Source organism: Orrella dioscoreae (genome assembly GCF_900089455.2).
In the GTDB taxonomy this organism is placed as follows: Bacteria; Pseudomonadota; Gammaproteobacteria; order Burkholderiales; family Burkholderiaceae_B; genus Orrella; species Orrella dioscoreae.
Window position 1 is genome coordinate 1,939,426 of the sequence record NZ_LT907988.1, and the last position, 14,458, is coordinate 1,953,883.

The window sequence follows — 14,458 nt, forward strand, 5'->3', positions numbered from 1 at the left end:
ATCAGGGGGCTGGTCAATGGGCCGAGGGGCGGGCAAGGCCGATACCCGTCTCGCGGCGGACGGCGAACTCGCTCCAGCGCGCGGTCGAATGCTTGCTGGGGAACAGTAAGGAAAAGAGCAGCACCAGCAGGAATCCAACGGGAATGGAGATCAGGCCTGGGTTGCGCAAGTCGATGAGCGGCTCGCTCAGGCCCAGGATGCTTGTCGCATCGGGTGGAATCGCGGCGGCGCGTTGTCGTGCCGCGTCGGCATCCCGTCGCCATGCCGCGACCTTTTCCTGCGTGGCGGTCAACTCGCCACGCTCGGCACGTTGGAGACTGCGTTCGAGTTTGGTTTGCTCGGCGACGGCTTGGGCCTTTTGCTGCAATGGGTAGGTCATGTTTGGCGAGGCGAGCACCAGTCCGATGGATAGCAGCGTTCCTCCCACCACCCCGGCCACGACGCCGGCGGTGCTGCAACGACGCCAGTAAAGCGTCATGACCAAGGCGGGCAGGTTGGCCGACGCTGCCACGGCATAGCCCAGGCCCACCAGTTGCGCGACATTCTGGCCCTTTGCCGCAATGCCGGCGAGGATCGAGACGATGGCCATGGCCAATGTGGCGATCCTCGCCGCATTGGCCTGCTCGCGCTCGCTGGCCTGCCCTCCGCGGATGGCGCCGACATAGACATCGTGCGCAAGCGAGGAGGCAGCCGCCAGCGTCAGGCCTGCGACCACGGCGACGATCGTCGCGAAGGACACCGCCGCGACCAGCGCAAGCATGAGGTTGCCGAGCAGGCTTTCAGGACCTCCGCCCAGGAATTGCGCCAACATCGGCGCCGCGAGGTTGCCCCCCTTGTCCAGGCCAAGGATGGCCAGCGGTCCAGTGTTCAACGCGGCCGAGAATCCGATGACGATGATCAGCAGATGGCACAGGCCGATGGCGAACATGGCGTACAAGGCGGATTTGCGGGCGCTCTTGGCATCCGCCACGGTAAAGAAGCGCATGAGAATATGCGGCATCGCGGCGGTACCCAGCACCAATGCCAGGCTGAGCGATATCTGTTCCAGCGGATTCTTCAGGTAGAGGCCGGGCTGCAGGAAGCGCTGCCCGGCCTCTTGCGGGCTCAGTGCCGAATTGGCGCCCATCAGCGTGTCGAGCACATGTCGCTGAATGCCTTGGCTGGCGGCGACGTCACGGAAGAAATGGCTGATGTCAAAGCCGTAGGGGATCCATGACAGCAACACGAGCGCAAAGCAGAACCCGATCAGCAGTGCTGCCTTGAGGATCTGCACCGCGGTGGTGGCACGCATTCCCCCGAACATGACGTACATCAGCATCAGGACGCCGACCGCGATCACCGAGGTCTCGTAGGGCACGCCGATCATTGCGCGGATGATGACCGCGCCTCCCACGATCTGCGGAACCATATAGAAGAGGGCAACCAGAATGCTGGATATCGCGACGACGGACTTTGTGGCGCGGAAACTGTTCCTGAAGGCGAGGACATCTCCCAGCGTGTATTTGCCCAGGTTGCGGCACGGTTCGGCGACCAGGATCAGCACCGGGATGAAGGATACGAAGAACCCGACCAGGTAGATGATGCCGTCCAGGCCGTACAGCGCGATCAGGCCGGAAACGCCAAGGAATGCCGCGGCCGACAGATAGTCGCCCGCGATGGCCAGTCCGTTCATGCGGGGGGCGATGCCGCCCCCGGCGGTATAGAAATCTCCGACGCCGCGATTTCGCCTGGCCGCCAGGTAGGTAATGAAGATGGTCAACGACACCAGGGCGGCGAAGATGCCGAAGGTCATGAGCCGGTTGTTGTCCGATACCAGGGTCGTTGTCTGCGCCTGAGCAGCCTGCGAGGCCGCCAACCCGAGCGCCAAGCCCGCGCCCGTCTTGCCAAGACGTTGTTTCATGATCCTTTCCTTGTCAGTGCGCGGTGTGGGAGGGAGTGCTGTCGAGCGCAAGCCGGGCGAGTTCGGCGGCTTGCGCGTCCAGGCGGCGCAACTGCACGCAATAGCGCCAAGCCACCGCGCCGCCAATGGCATATTGGCCAACGAGGAACAGCAGGCCGAGGTTGATTTCCCCGATGACCTGCGTGTGGAACCAGTGAGGGAGAGAGTGCGAGATAAGGGGAATGGAAAGAAAGGCGCTCATGCTTACGGCAAGCAAGCGCAGCATGATGGCGCGTCGTTCTCTTACGAGTCGGTCAAAGTCGGGGCGTGCATGGATAGCATCCCACGGGACAGCGCTGGTGCCCATGATGAATTTTCCTCTTGATCAGTTTTCTTTGTTTTTCCCGACGGTGCTTGATGCCCGTGGGTTGAGCGCAGTCTAAGCAAGGCATCGCCACGGGTGAAGCGCGAATATGGCAAGAGGTCTTGCAGCGATGCAGCACCAAAACCAGGCGATGCAAGGCGCGGTTGCCCTGGCCTGGTGCTTCAGGGCCTGTGGCGCCGAGTACTGCTGACGTCTTCAGCCGCAGGCGCGGCGTGGGGGTGTTTTTTGGTACTGAATGTTCCAGTCAGCGTGCGCGGCAATCCTGCGCACTACAATCGGCGCGCTGGGCCGGCCCTTCCGCGCTGGCCGGGAGCCGCGGTCCATGTCCACCATTCTCCGTCCCTCCTTGCGGCCGCTGTGCCGCGCCCTGGCGCTGGCAGCCTTGCCAGGGGCCATGATCTGGACCGTGCCCGCCACGGCCCAGGATCAGCCCGAGGCCCGCATCCATGCCATCACGCTGTCCTCGGGCGGGGTGGCGGAAGTGCAGCGCCGCGTCGAATGGAGCGCGCCCGGCAGCCTGCGCATCGAGGTGCCGCTGGCGCAGGTGGACGACGTGCTCAAGAGCCTGGTCGTGCGCGATCCCAAGGGCACGGTCGGGGGCATGACGCTCGATGGCCTGTCGCCCGTGGATGAAACCTTCGGCCGCTTGCCGTTTTCCCAGCAGGACATGGCGTCGATCGCCGGCCTCGCGGCCGCCTTGCAGGGGGTGCCGGCCAGCGCCAGTTCGGGCGGCCGCACGGTGCAGGGTCGCATCCTGGGCGTGGCGCAGGCCGATGGCGGCACGGCCGCCGAACCGCGTGTCGAACATATCCTCTCGATGATGAGCGAGAGCGGCCAGGTCCAGTCCTTGCGCCTGGGGCCGGACGCGACGCTCGACATCCAGGACGACACCCTGCGCAAGCGCATCGCCGACGCCGCGCGCATCAGCGGACAGGCCCGTGCCGATGGCGTGCGGACGATCTCGATCGCGCTGGCGGGCGAGGGCAAGCGCGACGTCGGCATCAGCTATGTCGTGGCCGCGCCGGTCTGGAAGGCGTCCTATCGGCTGGTGTCGGGCCACGAGCCGGGCAAGGCGCGCTTGCAGGCCTGGGCCGTGGTCGAGAACGCCACGGCCGAGGATTGGCAGGGCGTGACGTTGACGCTGGCCGCGGGTGCGCCTGTATTGCTGGCGCAGCGTCTGCACCAGCGCTATTGGCATGCGCGCCAGGACGTGCCGGTTGCCGCCGGCGCTGCCGAGGCGCCGCCCACCGATGACTATGCCGAGATGATGGCCGACGCGGCGGGGCCTGGGAGCCAGGCGATGGCGGAGGCCGCGCCGCCGCCCGCACCGGCGCCGGCGGCCATGGCGCGCGCCCAGGGTGGCATGGGCCGCCCCGCGCCCGCGCCGGTCGCCCGGGCCGCGGCGACGGCGGCTGCGCAAGAGGGCGAGATCTCGGCAAGCTACCGCCTGCCGCTGCCGGTGGACCTGCCCGCGGGCAAGACCCTGTCGGTGCCTTTCCTGGACGTGGCCCTGCCGGCGGAACGCCTGTCCGTCTATCGCGCCGGCCGCGCCAGCCGTCATCCCGTGGCCGCGATCTCCCTGGACAATACCTCGCAGGGCAGCCTGCCTGCGGGCCTGCTGACGGTGTACGACGCACGCGACGGCCATGTCGGCGATGCGCAGCTGTCGGGCCTGCCTGCGGGCGAGTCGCGCCTGGCGAGTTTCGCCGAGGACCGCAAGGTGACCATCACCACGAACCGCGAGCGGGGCGAACCCATTACCGAAGTGACCCTGGCCGATGGGCTGCTGCAGGTGCGGCGCCTGAGCCGGGAAAGCACCACCTATACCGTGCAGGGCGCGGCGGATGCGCCGCGCACCGTGCTGATCGAGCATCCGCGCGTCTCGGGCTGGACCTTCGCCTCTCCGTCGCTGGTGGGACAGACGGCCACGCACCATCGCCTGAAACTGAGCTTGAAGGCGGGCGAGAACGGCAAGATCGATACGGTCGCCGAAAGGCCGGTGTCGCAGCGTTACGCCTTGCTGGACCTGGATGCGCCGACCCTGCTGTCGTGGTCGGGCAGGGCGCTGGATGCGGCTGCCGCCGCGCGCCTGAAGACGCTGGCGGAGCGCCGCGCAACGGTTGCGCAGGCCGAACAGCGCCTGGCGCAAGCCGTGCAGGCGGTAGAGCAGGCGGAAGCGAACCAGTCACGCGTGCGTGAAAACCTGGGCGCCGTGGCCGCCGACAGCGAACTCGGGCAGCGCTATGCGCGCATGCTGGCGCAAGAGGAAGACCGCATCGCCGCACTGCAGCAGGCGCAGGCCAAGGCGAATGATGCGGTGGAGCAGGCCAAGCGGTCGTTGGTCGAGGCGCTGAAGGCCTGAGAGGCCCGCCAGGCAAACAGGCGTGCCTTGATCAGGGTGCCGTCCGCGGCCTGCGGCCGCGGACGGAAGTATTGCGCCAGCGCCCTTACGACTCGAGCTTGGCGTCCAGCGTGATCTTGGCGTTGAGCACCTTGGACACGGGGCAGCCGGTCTTGGCCTCGTTGGCGGCCGCATCGAAATCGGCGGCCGAGAGGCCCGGCACCTTGGCGCGCAAAATCAAGTGCACGGCCGAGATGGCGAAGCCGCCTTCCACCTTGTCCAGCGTCACTTCGGCGCGGGTGTCGATGCGCTCGGCCTTGGCGCCTTTCTGTCCCAGGATGTTCGAGAGGGCCATCGAGAAGCAGCCGGCGTGCGCGGCGCCGATCAGTTCTTCCGGGTTCGTGCCCGGGGCGCCTTCGAAACGGGTGTTGAAGCCATAGGGCTGATCCTTCAGCGCGCCGCTCTCGGTCGAGATGGTGCCCTTGCCAGTCTTGAGGTCGCCTTGCCAGACGGCGCTTGCGGTTTTCTTCATGACGGAATCTCCTGTTCAGGTTGCATGGGACGAGCCAGGGCCCATGGTAACTGGGGCATGGGCGCGCCAGCGTGCTCGGGGCGCTTCGGTTCGCTACCAAACGTGTATCACTGCGGTGTCCCACTGCGGTGTCCCACTGCGGTGCATCGAACCCGCCCATCGCCTCGTGCATGGTCCCCGGGCCGCTTGGGGCAAAATGGCGGATTGCATCCCCCTGTGTCTTCCGACCCCAAGGTTTCCGCCATGCGCCTGTCTTCCCGCCGCTTCCTTGCCTTTTTCGCGCTCGCCGCCATGGCGTCCACGGCAGCCCATGCCGAGATCACCATCGGCGTGACGCTGGCCTCGACCGGGCCGGCGGCGGCCATCGGCATCCAGTCGCAGAATGCGGTGCGCCTGTGGCCCGCCACGCTGGGCGGGCAGCCCGCCCGCTACGTGGTGCTGGATGACGGCACCGACGTCAGCCAGGCGGTGCGCAACTTGCGCAAGCTGACGGCCGAGGACAAGGTGGACGCGCTGGTCGGGCCGAACATCACGGCCTCCGCGCTGGCCGGGCTGGACGTGGCGAACGAAACGGGCACGCCGCTGGTCGCGCTGGCGGCCTCGGCCTCCATCGTCGAACCCATGAGCGATCCGCGCCGCCGCTGGGTGTTCAAGATGCCGCAGAACGATTCGCTGATGGCGGGCGCGCTGGTCGAGCACATGCGGGCGCATGGCGTGAAGACGGTGGGCTTCATCGGGTTTGGCGATTCCTACGGTGACAGCTGGTGGAAGGCTTTCAACGATGCCGCGGTCGGCAATCCGGCCATCGTCGCGCAGGAACGCTTCCAGCGCACCGATGCGTCGGTGACCGGGCAGGCGCTGAAACTCATGGCTGCCAAGCCTGATGCCGTGCTGGTGGCGGGTTCGGGCACGCCGGCCGCGCTGCCGCAGAAGACCTTGGCGTCGCGCGGCTACAAGGGCGTCATTTACCAGACCCACGGCATCGGCACGCTGGAGTTCCTGCAGCTGGGCGGCAAGGACGTGGAGGGCACGCTGTTTCCCACGGGGCCGGGCGTGGTGGCGCGCGGCCTGCCGGCCGACAATCCGGTGCGCAAGGTGGCGCTGGACTTCACCGAGAAATACGAGGCCCGCTATGGCGCCGACACGCTGACGCAGTTCGCGGGCGACGCCTGGGGCGCCTGGGTGCTGCTGGACGATGCCGCGCGCCGCGCGCTGGCAGGCGGGGCGCAACCTGGCACGCCCGCCTTCCGGGCGGCCTTGCGCGATGCGCTGGAAGCCACGCGCGACCTGGCCGTGCCCAATGGCGTGCTGAACCTGTCACCGCAAGACCATCAGGGCTTCGATGCGCGCGCCCGCGTGATGGGCGTCATCCGTGACGGGAAATTCCGCTACGCAGGGCAGTAATCGCGCGTCACGCCGCGTCCGCCCCGGATACTGGGCGGTTGGCGGGCGGGATTGTGTAACTGATGTGACGGGCCGCCAGGCCCGTTTTTCATTGTGCAGGGCAGCGAGCCCACAGGGGGCTTCAATTCATTTGTGACAAATTGATTTGAACAAGAATGATTTTGTGCCGTACCATTTTTCCCGGGTGAGAACCGGAAAAAGGGGAAAACAGCATGAAGCAAGCCCTGAAATGGGCAGTCCTGGCGTGTGGCATCAGCCTTTTGGCAGCCTGCTCGGACAGCACTGACAACCGCGCCGCGGCAAGGCAGAACACCCTGGAGGCCGCCAAGGCCTCGGGCAAGATCCGCATCGGCTACGCCAACGAGGCGCCGTTCGCCTACATGGACAGCGCCAGCGGCAAGGTGACCGGCGAGGCCGTGGAGATCGCCCGCGTGATCCTCGGGCGCATGGGGGTGAAGGAGGTCGAGGGCGTGCTGACCGAGTTCGGCTCGCTGATCCCGGGCCTGCAGGCCGGGCGCTTCGACATCATTGCCGCCGGCATGTACATCACGCCCGAGCGCTGCAAGCAGGCCAGTTTCTCGAACCCGTCGTATGGCGTGGGCGAGGGCTTCCTGGTCAAGAAGGGCAACCCCAAGGGCTTGCACAGCTATGACGACATCAAGAACAACGCCGACGTGAAGATGGGCGTGGTGGTGGGCGCCATCCAGTCCGAGTACGCCCAGAAGGTCGGCATCGATGGCGGCCAGGTGATCATATTCCCCGATCCCGTGAGCGCCCTGTCGGGCGTGGAGGGCGGGCGCGCGGATGTCTATGCCGCCACGGCGCTGACCGTCAACGACCTGATGAACAAGGTCACCGACCAGGCGCTGGAGAAGGCCGAGCCCTTCACCGAGCCCAACATCGACGGCGTGGACCTGCGCGGCTATGGCGCCTTTGCGTTCCGCAACGCCGACACCGAATTCACCGAGGCCTTCAACAAGGAACTGGCCTCGTTCATCGGGACCCCCGAGCATGCCAAGCTGGTCGAGCCTTTCGGCTTCACCCGTGATGAGTTGCCGGGCGACGTGACCGCGGCCAAGCTGTGCGGCCAGTGACGAAGGGACACCCTCATGGATGACGGTTTGCAGACATTACTTCCGCCGCTCTTGCAGGGGCTCTGGGTCACGGTCCAGATCACTGTCGGCGCGGCCCTGCTGGCGATTCCGCTGGCTATCCTGTCCGGGCTCGGGCGCCTGTCCAGCCAGCGCTTCCTGCGCTGGCCGGCCTCGGTCTATGTCGAGGTGTTCCGCGGCACGTCCGCGCTGGTGCAGCTCTTCTGGTTCTTCTTCGTGCTGCCGCTCTTCGGCATCCAGTTGCCTGCCTTGCTGGTGGGGATCGTGGTGCTGGCCCTGAACGCAGGCGCCTATGGCGCCGAGGTGGTGCGCGGCGCGGTCATGGCCGTGCCGGCAGGCCAGCGCGAGGCGGCAGTGGCGCTGAACATGACGCGCGCCAAGATCATTCGCCGCATCGTGCTGCCGCAGGCCATTCCGGCCATGCTCCCGCCCGCCACCAACCTGATGATCGAACTGCTGAAGAACACCGCGCTGGTGTCCCTCATCACGATCACCGACCTGACCTTCCGCGGCCAGTTGCTGCGCAGTGAAACGCTCAAGACAGTGGAGGTCTTCGGCCTCATGCTGCTGCTGTATTTCGCCGCGGCGCTCGTCATCACTGCCGGCATGCGCATGCTGGAACGACGCTTCAAGGTGGGCCGATGAACCAGGACGTCATTTTCGATTGGGGCTACGCGTTCTCGCTGCTGCCCGACCTGGGCCAGGCGCTCGTCATCACCATCCAGGCCACGGTGCTGGGCATGGCGCTGGCCGTCACGCTGGGCCTGTTGCTGGCGATGGGGCGGCGCGCGCCGTGGGCCGTGCTGTCCTACCCGGTGGCCTTCGTCATCGAGTTCGTGCGCAGCACGCCGCTGCTGGTGCAGATCTATTTCCTGTTCTACGTGCTGCCGGGGCTGGGCCTGCAGCTGTCGCCGCTGACCACGGGCGTGCTGGCGCTGGGCATCCACTATGCGGCGTATTGCGCCGAGGTCTACCGGGCCGGCATCGAGGGCGTGCCGCGCGGCCAGCTGGAAGCGGCGCGGGCGCTGAACCTGTCGTCCTGGCGCACGGCCACGGGCATCGTGCTGCCGCAGGCCATCCCGCCGGTGGTGCCGGCGCTGGGCAACTACCTGATCGCCATGTTCAAGGACACGCCGCTGCTCTCGGCCATCACCGTGGTCGAGGTGCTGCAGCAGAGCAAGATCATCGGCTCGGCCACCTTCCGCTATACCGAGCCGCTGACGCTCGTGGGCGTGATGTTCCTGGTCCTGAGCCTCGTGGCCGCCTTTGGCGTGCGCCAGCTGGAAGGCTGGCTGCAGCGCCGTGGCCGCCGCTGAGCCAAGCGCCGCATCCTGCAAGACATCGCGGCCCGCCTGAGCGGGCGGGCCGCTCCAAGCATCGCCAAGGCGCGTTCGTTGCGCCCCACGGAGGAAAGACCATGAGTTCCAGCATTCGATTGAACAAGCTCTGCAAGCGCTATGGCGAGGTGGATGTGCTGCGCGGCATCGACCTGGAGATCCCGGCGGGGCAGACGGTCTCGATCATCGGGCCCTCGGGCTCGGGCAAGTCGACGCTGCTGCGCCTCCTGATGACACTGGACCGGCCCACCAGCGGCACCATCGAGATCGACGGCGAGTCGATGTGGACGCAGCCGGATGGCAGTCCCGCCAGTTCCGCGCACGTGCGCAAGGTGCGCGGCAAGATCGGCATGGTGTTCCAGCACTTCAACCTGTTCCCGCACATGACGGCGCTGGGCAACGTGATCGAGGCGCCCATCCACGTGGGCGGCCTGTCGCGCGACGAGGCGGTCGAGCGGGGCCGGCATTACCTGGACCTGGTCGGCCTGGCCGACAAGCAGGACGTCCATCCCGCGCAGTTGTCGGGCGGCCAGAAGCAGCGCGTGGGCATCGCGCGGGCGCTGGCCATGCGGCCCGAGATCATGCTGTTCGACGAGGTGACCTCGGCGCTGGATCCGGAACTGGTGGGCGGGATCCTGCAGATCGTGAAGGACCTGGCCGACAAGCGCGAGATGACGATGATCCTCGTTACCCACCAGATGAAGTTCGCCGAACGCAGTTGCGACCGCACGCTGTTCTTCGACGAAGGCAACGTGGTGGAGGATGCCCCCTCCGAGGAACTGTTCTCCAACCCCAAGGAGCCGCGCACCCAACAGTTCCTGCAGGCGGTGATCGAAGCGGAGTGAGGCCGGTGGCCGCCGGGCGGGAAAGCCCGCGCCGGGGGCAGGGGCATGCAGGGAATGGTGGTGGATATATCTTAAGATATGGTTTCTCGATATATCTCCGACCCTTCCATGTCCGACCTTTCCACCCAATCGCCTTTGCCGCCCGATGCCCAGGACGCCAGCCTGTTCCTGCGGGGGCGCAAGCTGGGCGCCGAGGATCTGCAAGTGGTGCTGCTGGCGCTGCTGGCCCAGGCGCCCTCGCATGGCTACCAGCTCATCAAGCAGCTGGCCGAGCATTCGGAGGGCTTCTATGAGCCCAGCCCCGGCATGGTGTATCCCGCGCTGGCCAGCCTGACCGCGGCGGGATTGGCATCGGCCCAGGCCACCGCGGGGCGCAAGCGCTATCGGTTGACCCCGGCAGGCACCCAGCGATTGTCCGAAGTGCGCGAGCGTGCCCACACCATCCTGGACGTGCTGCGCCGGACCGGGACGCGGATGGCGCAGGTGCGCCGCGTGTTCGAGGGCGGCGACGGTGCGGAGGTCTTCGCGCCTGGCACGCACGAAGACCTGATGCTGGCCCGCTATGGCCTGAAGCGCGCGGTCCACGCGCGCGCGGCGTCCTGTACGCCGCAGGAGGCCGTGCGCATCGCGGCCATCCTGCGACGCGCGACGGTGGAGATCCTCGGCGACACTCCCGGCGAAACCTGAGCGCGCCCCGCGCGCGCCGCAGCCACACAGGAATACGAATTCATGCAGACCCCCGATACGACACTTGCTTCTTCCGCTTCTTCCGTGCCGCGCGCCACGCAGCGCGTGCGCCATGACCTGCGCTTCCGCCTGCTGGAGGTCTCGCGCGTGACCCAGGTCACCCCGCGTCTGCTGCGCGTCACGCTGACTGGCCCGGACCTGGACGGCTTCACCAGCCTGGCGCACGACGATCACGTGAAGGTGTTCTTTCCGGCCGAAGGACAGCGCACGCCCGTCCTGCCCGTGATGACGGCGCAAGGGCCGGAGTTCCCTGCCGGCCAGCCGCGTCCGGCCGCACGCGACTACACCCCGCGCCGCTTCGATGCCGAGCGCCGCGAACTGGACCTGGAATTCGTGCTGCACGGCGAAGGCCCGGCCGCCACCTGGGCCGCCCAGGCCGCGCCCGGGCAGGTGCTGGGCGTGGGCGGGCCGCGTGGCTCATTCGTGCTGCAGGGCGAGTTCGATGCCTATCTGCTGGTGGGCGACGAGACCGCCTTGCCGGCGATTGCACGGCGGCTGGAAGAGCTGCCGGCGCATGCGCACGCGCATGCCGTCATCCTGGTGGACGATGCCGAGGATCACATCGCTTTCCCGTCGCAGGCGCACGTGGCGGTCCACTGGGTGCATCGCCGCGCGCTGCCCGCGGGCGGCGAGGTGGATGCGCTGCGCGTGGCCGTGGGCAGCCTGGCGCTGCCGGCCGAGGGCGTTTATGCATGGGTGGCGGCGGAGTCCGCGACGGCCAAGGCGCTACGCCAGTATCTGGTCGAGACGCTGAACATGCCGCGCCAGTGGGTCAAGGCCGCGGGCTACTGGAAGCAGGGCGCCGTGGCGACCCACGAATCGCACGACGACTGAGGACACGGAAAAAAGGGGGGCGTGCAAGCCCCCCCCCGTCGCATCCGTCCGGTCAGCCCCGGCCTGTGCTGCCGAAACCGCCTGCGCCGCGTTCGCTGGCCGAGAAATCCTGCACTTCCTCGAAGCGGGCCTGCACGATCGGCACGATGACCAGTTGCGCCAGGCGCTCCATGGGTTCCAGCGTGAAGGAGGTGTCGCCGCGATTCCAGGTGGAGACCATCAACTGGCCCTGGTAATCGGAATCGATGAGGCCGACCAGGTTGCCCAGCACGATGCCGTGCTTGTGGCCCAGGCCCGAGCGCGGCAGGATGAGCGCGGCGAGGCCGGGGTCGCCGATGTGGATGGCCAGGCCGGTGGGCACCAGGTGCGTGGCGCCGGGCGCCAGCACCAGCGGGGCGTCCAGGCAGGCGCGCAGGTCCAGCCCGGCCGAGCCGGGCGTGGCGTAGGCGGGCAGGTGCGCGCGCATGCGTTCATCGAGGACTTTGAGGGCGACGGTCGTCATGGTTGAAAGCAAGGAAAAGGACAAGGAAAGCGTCCCGGTCCGAAGCCCGGGAGCAGGAGGGCGGGATCAGCGCGGCGGGGCGTCCTTGCGCGCAATGGTGGAGAGCGGCGGCAGCTTCATCAGGGGCTTCCTGGCGCCGGCCTTGTCCTTGCTGCCCATGCGCAGGAAGGTCCACGCAAAGACCAGCAGGAAGATGCCGCCCACCAGCCCGTCGCCATCGTTGGCCATGGCGACGATCACCTTGTTCAGGCCGAACAAGGCCAGGATGCCGCCGACCAGCAGGCCGCCCAGCGAGCGGCGCTGCGCCCGGTTGCGCGAGGCCAGGGTGTCCGGCGCTTCGGCAGCGGGCGCCGGCGTGGTCGCGCCGGGCGCAGGGGTCTCCCACGTGACGGGTTGCACGGCTTCGCGCGGCGGCTGCGCGGCGGGAACAGGCGCGGGCGCGGGGTTGGCGGGCGGCAGGGCGGGCCAGGGGCTGGCATCCAGCACGTCGTCATCTTCCCAGCGGGACCGGGCGCGGGTGTGGCCACGGGTGTCGTGGCGCGCCTTGCCGGCGATGCTGTCCAGCTCTCTCAGCACCTGGCCGGGGGCACGGCTGCCGCTGTTGACCAGCTTGTCGATATAGGCGGCGTAGTCGCCGTTGCGGGGTTCGCCTTCGAAGGCCATGCGCGTGCTCCAGGGCTTGCAGGGTCAGGGCTTGCGGGGCGCCTGGCGGCGTTTGCGAGCCATCTTGTACATGACGTAGGCCGCCACGCTGACCGACAGTATGGTGCCGACGATCAGGGTTGCCTGCGAACCGCTTTCGATGGCGCCCACGCTGCGCGCGGCCAGGTAGCCGGGCGCGAACATGAGGGGCACCCACAGGATGGCCGAGAGCACGTTGGCGGCCTGGAAACTGAGGTGGTTCATGCGCATCATGCCGGCCACCGTGGGAATGGTGCTGCGGATGGGGCCCAGGAAACGCCCGATCAGGATGGACATGAAGCCGTAGCGGTAGAAGAACAGCCGCGCGCGGGCCACGGTGCTGCGCTGCTGGCGCAGGGGCCAGCGATGGACCAGCGCCGGGCCGATCCAGCGGCCCAGGTAATAGGAAATGGCGTCGCCGATGACCGCGCCCAGCATGGCCCACAGCAGGATGGGGGTGAGCGGCAAGGTGCCGGTGCCCAGCAGGCCGCCGGTCATGATGAGCAGCGCCGTGGCGGGGATCAGCAGGCCGACCACGAGCAGCGATTCGCCCAGCGTGATGAGGGCGATGATGGGGCCGGCCCAATCCTGGTTGTCGCGGATGAACTGCTCCGCCAGGGCAATGTATTGATCCATGGATGGTGAACCTGTGGAACCTCTGTGATGTTGCGGTATCTTAACGCGACCTGAAATTGTTCCTTGCGTGATGTCGCTGCCTTTCGCGCCGTTCCTCGCGGCCTTGCGCAACCTTCTCCCCCCCCCTCATACCGCTACCACTGATGGATTCTCTGACTCAGGCCGTGCTCGGCGCTGGCATACAAGGCGCGTTGCTCGGCCGCTTCCAGGGACGCCGCGCCCTGCTGTATGGCGCCGCCCTGGGCACCTTGCCCGACCTGGACGTGGTGATTTCCTACGCCGATCCGGTCAGCGCCATGACCTTCCATCGCGGCTTCTCGCATTCCGTGTTCGTTCTGACGGGCCTTGCCGCGCTCATGACGGCGGGCATCCGCAAGCGCTGGCCCGATACGGGCTACAGCGCCTGGCGCCTGTTCCTGGCCTTGTGGCTGGTGCTCATCACGCATCCCCTGCTGGATGCCTTCACCAGCTACGGCACGCAGCTCTTCTGGCCTTTCCATCCGATACCCGCCAGCTGGTCCAGCGTGTTCATCATCGATCCGCTCTTTACCGTGCCATTGACCGTGGCGGTGCTCGCCGGCCTGGTCTGGGGAGCGGGGTCCCGCGTCTGGCGGGCACAGGCCTGGTGCCTGGGCTGGTGCGTGGTCTACCTGGCGGCAAGCCTGGCGGGCAAGAACATGGCCGAGACCCGCGTGCAGGAAGCGCTGGCCGCGCGCGGTGTCCGGGCCCAGACGATGTTCTCGGCGCCCATGCCCTTCAATACCTTGCTGTGGCGCGTGGTGGTGCGCGATGGCGATGGCTACTACGAGGCCGTCACGAGCTGGTTCGACCGCAAGGAGCCGGAGCTGGTGCGCCAGCCGCTGCACCCCGAGCTGGTGCCGCCCTTGCTCAACAGCCCGCAGTACATCCGCCTGGCCTGGTTCACCGGCGGATGGCTGCGCCACGATGCCATCGGCGATGAACTCGTCGTCACCGACCTGCGCATGGGCATGACCGGCTATTACACCTTCCGCTTCGTGATGGCGCGCCGTCAGGGCGACCTGTGGCGTCCGGTGCTGCCGGAACGCTGGGCCAGCTCGCGCGGGGGCGTGGACGAACTGCGCCAGGTGGGCAGGCGCATCGTCCAGGCGCAGCCGCCGCTGCCATTGGCGGAGTGGTCCTTGCGCAATGGTGAAGGGCAGGTGCCCGCGCCGGTGGAGACCCTGCTGAAGTGAACCGGACCG

General features: G+C 67.6%; 15 protein-coding genes. 9 read left to right on the plus strand and 6 right to left on the minus strand.

The genetic code is table 11. The features are described from left to right. Window positions 1-13 precede the first annotated feature (13 nt). On the minus strand, window positions 14-1,900 hold the full coding sequence (locus ODI_RS09020) for a solute symporter family protein (protein ID WP_067752857.1): 1,887 nt from the start codon (window positions 1,898-1,900) through the stop codon (window positions 14-16). A gap of 13 nt (window positions 1,901-1,913) precedes the next feature. Continuing rightward, entirely contained in the window at window positions 1,914-2,246 is a 333-nt protein-coding gene (locus ODI_RS09025; protein WP_067752860.1) for a DUF485 domain-containing protein, read from the minus strand. A 340-nt stretch (window positions 2,247-2,586) separates the two neighbouring features. Here ODI_RS09025 and ODI_RS09030 point away from each other — a divergent pair, with 340 nt between their 5' ends. Then, window positions 2,587-4,626, plus strand: a complete 2,040-nt coding sequence (locus tag ODI_RS09030; protein ID WP_067752863.1) for a DUF4139 domain-containing protein — start codon at window positions 2,587-2,589, stop codon at window positions 4,624-4,626. Between the two features lie 85 nt (window positions 4,627-4,711). On the opposite strand, the gene ODI_RS09035 is transcribed toward ODI_RS09030, so the two are convergent. Next, window positions 4,712-5,137 (minus strand): OsmC family protein, encoded by a 426-nt coding sequence (locus ODI_RS09035; RefSeq protein ID WP_067752866.1) that lies wholly within the window; start codon window positions 5,135-5,137, stop codon window positions 4,712-4,714. Between the two features lie 243 nt (window positions 5,138-5,380). Here ODI_RS09035 and ODI_RS09040 point away from each other — a divergent pair, with 243 nt between their 5' ends. The 7 genes from ODI_RS09040 (at window position 5,381) to ODI_RS09070 (ending at window position 11,416) form a co-directional block, all read left to right on the plus strand. Further along, a complete protein-coding gene (locus tag ODI_RS09040) occupies window positions 5,381-6,541 on the plus strand; it encodes an ABC transporter substrate-binding protein (RefSeq protein ID WP_067752869.1) in 1,161 nt (386 codons plus the stop codon). 212 nt (window positions 6,542-6,753) lie between these two features. Further along, window positions 6,754-7,635: an ectoine/hydroxyectoine ABC transporter substrate-binding protein EhuB gene (gene ehuB / locus ODI_RS09045; RefSeq protein ID WP_067752872.1), complete on the plus strand. Its 882-nt coding sequence runs from the start codon at window positions 6,754-6,756 to the stop codon at window positions 7,633-7,635. A gap of 15 nt (window positions 7,636-7,650) precedes the next feature. Continuing rightward, window positions 7,651-8,298 (plus strand): ectoine/hydroxyectoine ABC transporter permease subunit EhuC, encoded by a 648-nt coding sequence (ehuC, locus tag ODI_RS09050; RefSeq protein WP_067752875.1) that lies wholly within the window; start codon window positions 7,651-7,653, stop codon window positions 8,296-8,298. Further along, window positions 8,295-8,969 carry an ectoine/hydroxyectoine ABC transporter permease subunit EhuD gene (gene ehuD, locus ODI_RS09055; protein WP_067752879.1) on the plus strand — a complete coding sequence of 225 codons (675 nt, stop codon included), beginning with the start codon at window positions 8,295-8,297 and terminating at the stop codon, window positions 8,967-8,969. The genes ehuC and ehuD overlap by 4 nt, the downstream gene beginning before the upstream one ends. Before the next feature lie 101 nt (window positions 8,970-9,070). After that, entirely contained in the window at window positions 9,071-9,835 is a 765-nt protein-coding gene (locus tag ODI_RS09060) for an amino acid ABC transporter ATP-binding protein (RefSeq protein ID WP_067752882.1), read from the plus strand. Between the two features lie 108 nt (window positions 9,836-9,943). Next, window positions 9,944-10,522, plus strand: coding sequence for a PadR family transcriptional regulator (locus ODI_RS09065; RefSeq protein ID WP_067752885.1), 579 nt, complete (start codon window positions 9,944-9,946; stop codon window positions 10,520-10,522). Window positions 10,523-10,564: 42 nt separating this feature from the next. Further along, a complete protein-coding gene (locus ODI_RS09070) occupies window positions 10,565-11,416 on the plus strand; it encodes a siderophore-interacting protein (RefSeq protein WP_067752888.1) in 852 nt (283 codons plus the stop codon). Window positions 11,417-11,468: 52 nt separating this feature from the next. On the opposite strand, the gene dut is transcribed toward ODI_RS09070, so the two are convergent. The 3 genes from dut to ODI_RS09085 all read right to left on the minus strand — a co-directional run bounded on the left by dut (window position 11,469) and on the right by ODI_RS09085 (window position 13,235). Beyond that, window positions 11,469-11,918 carry a dUTP diphosphatase gene (gene dut, locus ODI_RS09075; protein ID WP_067752891.1) on the minus strand — a complete coding sequence of 150 codons (450 nt, stop codon included), beginning with the start codon at window positions 11,916-11,918 and terminating at the stop codon, window positions 11,469-11,471. Window positions 11,919-11,984: 66 nt separating this feature from the next. Continuing rightward, a complete protein-coding gene (locus ODI_RS09080; RefSeq protein WP_067752894.1) occupies window positions 11,985-12,581 on the minus strand; it encodes a hypothetical protein in 597 nt (198 codons plus the stop codon). 24 nt (window positions 12,582-12,605) lie between these two features. Further along, window positions 12,606-13,235 (minus strand): DedA family protein, encoded by a 630-nt coding sequence (locus ODI_RS09085; protein ID WP_067752897.1) that lies wholly within the window; start codon window positions 13,233-13,235, stop codon window positions 12,606-12,608. A 143-nt stretch (window positions 13,236-13,378) separates the two neighbouring features. Here ODI_RS09085 and ODI_RS09090 point away from each other — a divergent pair, with 143 nt between their 5' ends. Beyond that, window positions 13,379-14,449 (plus strand): metal-dependent hydrolase, encoded by a 1,071-nt coding sequence (locus tag ODI_RS09090; protein ID WP_067752900.1) that lies wholly within the window; start codon window positions 13,379-13,381, stop codon window positions 14,447-14,449. Window positions 14,450-14,458: the final 9 nt, after the last annotated feature.

What these genes read in the sequence shown, in the direction of transcription:
- dut (WP_067752891.1), bottom strand. Translation starts at nt 11,918, where the DNA reads ATGACGACCGTCGCCCTCAAAGTCCTCGATGAACGCATGCGCGCGCAC.
- ehuB (WP_067752872.1), top strand. Translation starts at nt 6,754, where the DNA reads ATGAAGCAAGCCCTGAAATGGGCAGTCCTGGCGTGTGGCATCAGCCTT.
- ODI_RS09070 (WP_067752888.1), top strand. Translation starts at nt 10,565, where the DNA reads ATGCAGACCCCCGATACGACACTTGCTTCTTCCGCTTCTTCCGTGCCG.
- ODI_RS09020 (WP_067752857.1), bottom strand. Translation starts at nt 1,900, where the DNA reads ATGAAACAACGTCTTGGCAAGACGGGCGCGGGCTTGGCGCTCGGGTTG.
- ODI_RS09025 (WP_067752860.1), bottom strand. Translation starts at nt 2,246, where the DNA reads ATGGGCACCAGCGCTGTCCCGTGGGATGCTATCCATGCACGCCCCGAC.
- ODI_RS09060 (WP_067752882.1), top strand. Translation starts at nt 9,071, where the DNA reads ATGAGTTCCAGCATTCGATTGAACAAGCTCTGCAAGCGCTATGGCGAG.
- ehuC (WP_067752875.1), top strand. Translation starts at nt 7,651, where the DNA reads ATGGATGACGGTTTGCAGACATTACTTCCGCCGCTCTTGCAGGGGCTC.
- ODI_RS09040 (WP_067752869.1), top strand. Translation starts at nt 5,381, where the DNA reads ATGCGCCTGTCTTCCCGCCGCTTCCTTGCCTTTTTCGCGCTCGCCGCC.
- ODI_RS09090 (WP_067752900.1), top strand. Translation starts at nt 13,379, where the DNA reads ATGGATTCTCTGACTCAGGCCGTGCTCGGCGCTGGCATACAAGGCGCG.
- ODI_RS09030 (WP_067752863.1), top strand. Translation starts at nt 2,587, where the DNA reads ATGTCCACCATTCTCCGTCCCTCCTTGCGGCCGCTGTGCCGCGCCCTG.
- ODI_RS09080 (WP_067752894.1), bottom strand. Translation starts at nt 12,581, where the DNA reads ATGGCCTTCGAAGGCGAACCCCGCAACGGCGACTACGCCGCCTATATC.
- ODI_RS09065 (WP_067752885.1), top strand. Translation starts at nt 9,944, where the DNA reads ATGTCCGACCTTTCCACCCAATCGCCTTTGCCGCCCGATGCCCAGGAC.
- ehuD (WP_067752879.1), top strand. Translation starts at nt 8,295, where the DNA reads ATGAACCAGGACGTCATTTTCGATTGGGGCTACGCGTTCTCGCTGCTG.
- ODI_RS09085 (WP_067752897.1), bottom strand. Translation starts at nt 13,235, where the DNA reads ATGGATCAATACATTGCCCTGGCGGAGCAGTTCATCCGCGACAACCAG.
- ODI_RS09035 (WP_067752866.1), bottom strand. Translation starts at nt 5,137, where the DNA reads ATGAAGAAAACCGCAAGCGCCGTCTGGCAAGGCGACCTCAAGACTGGC.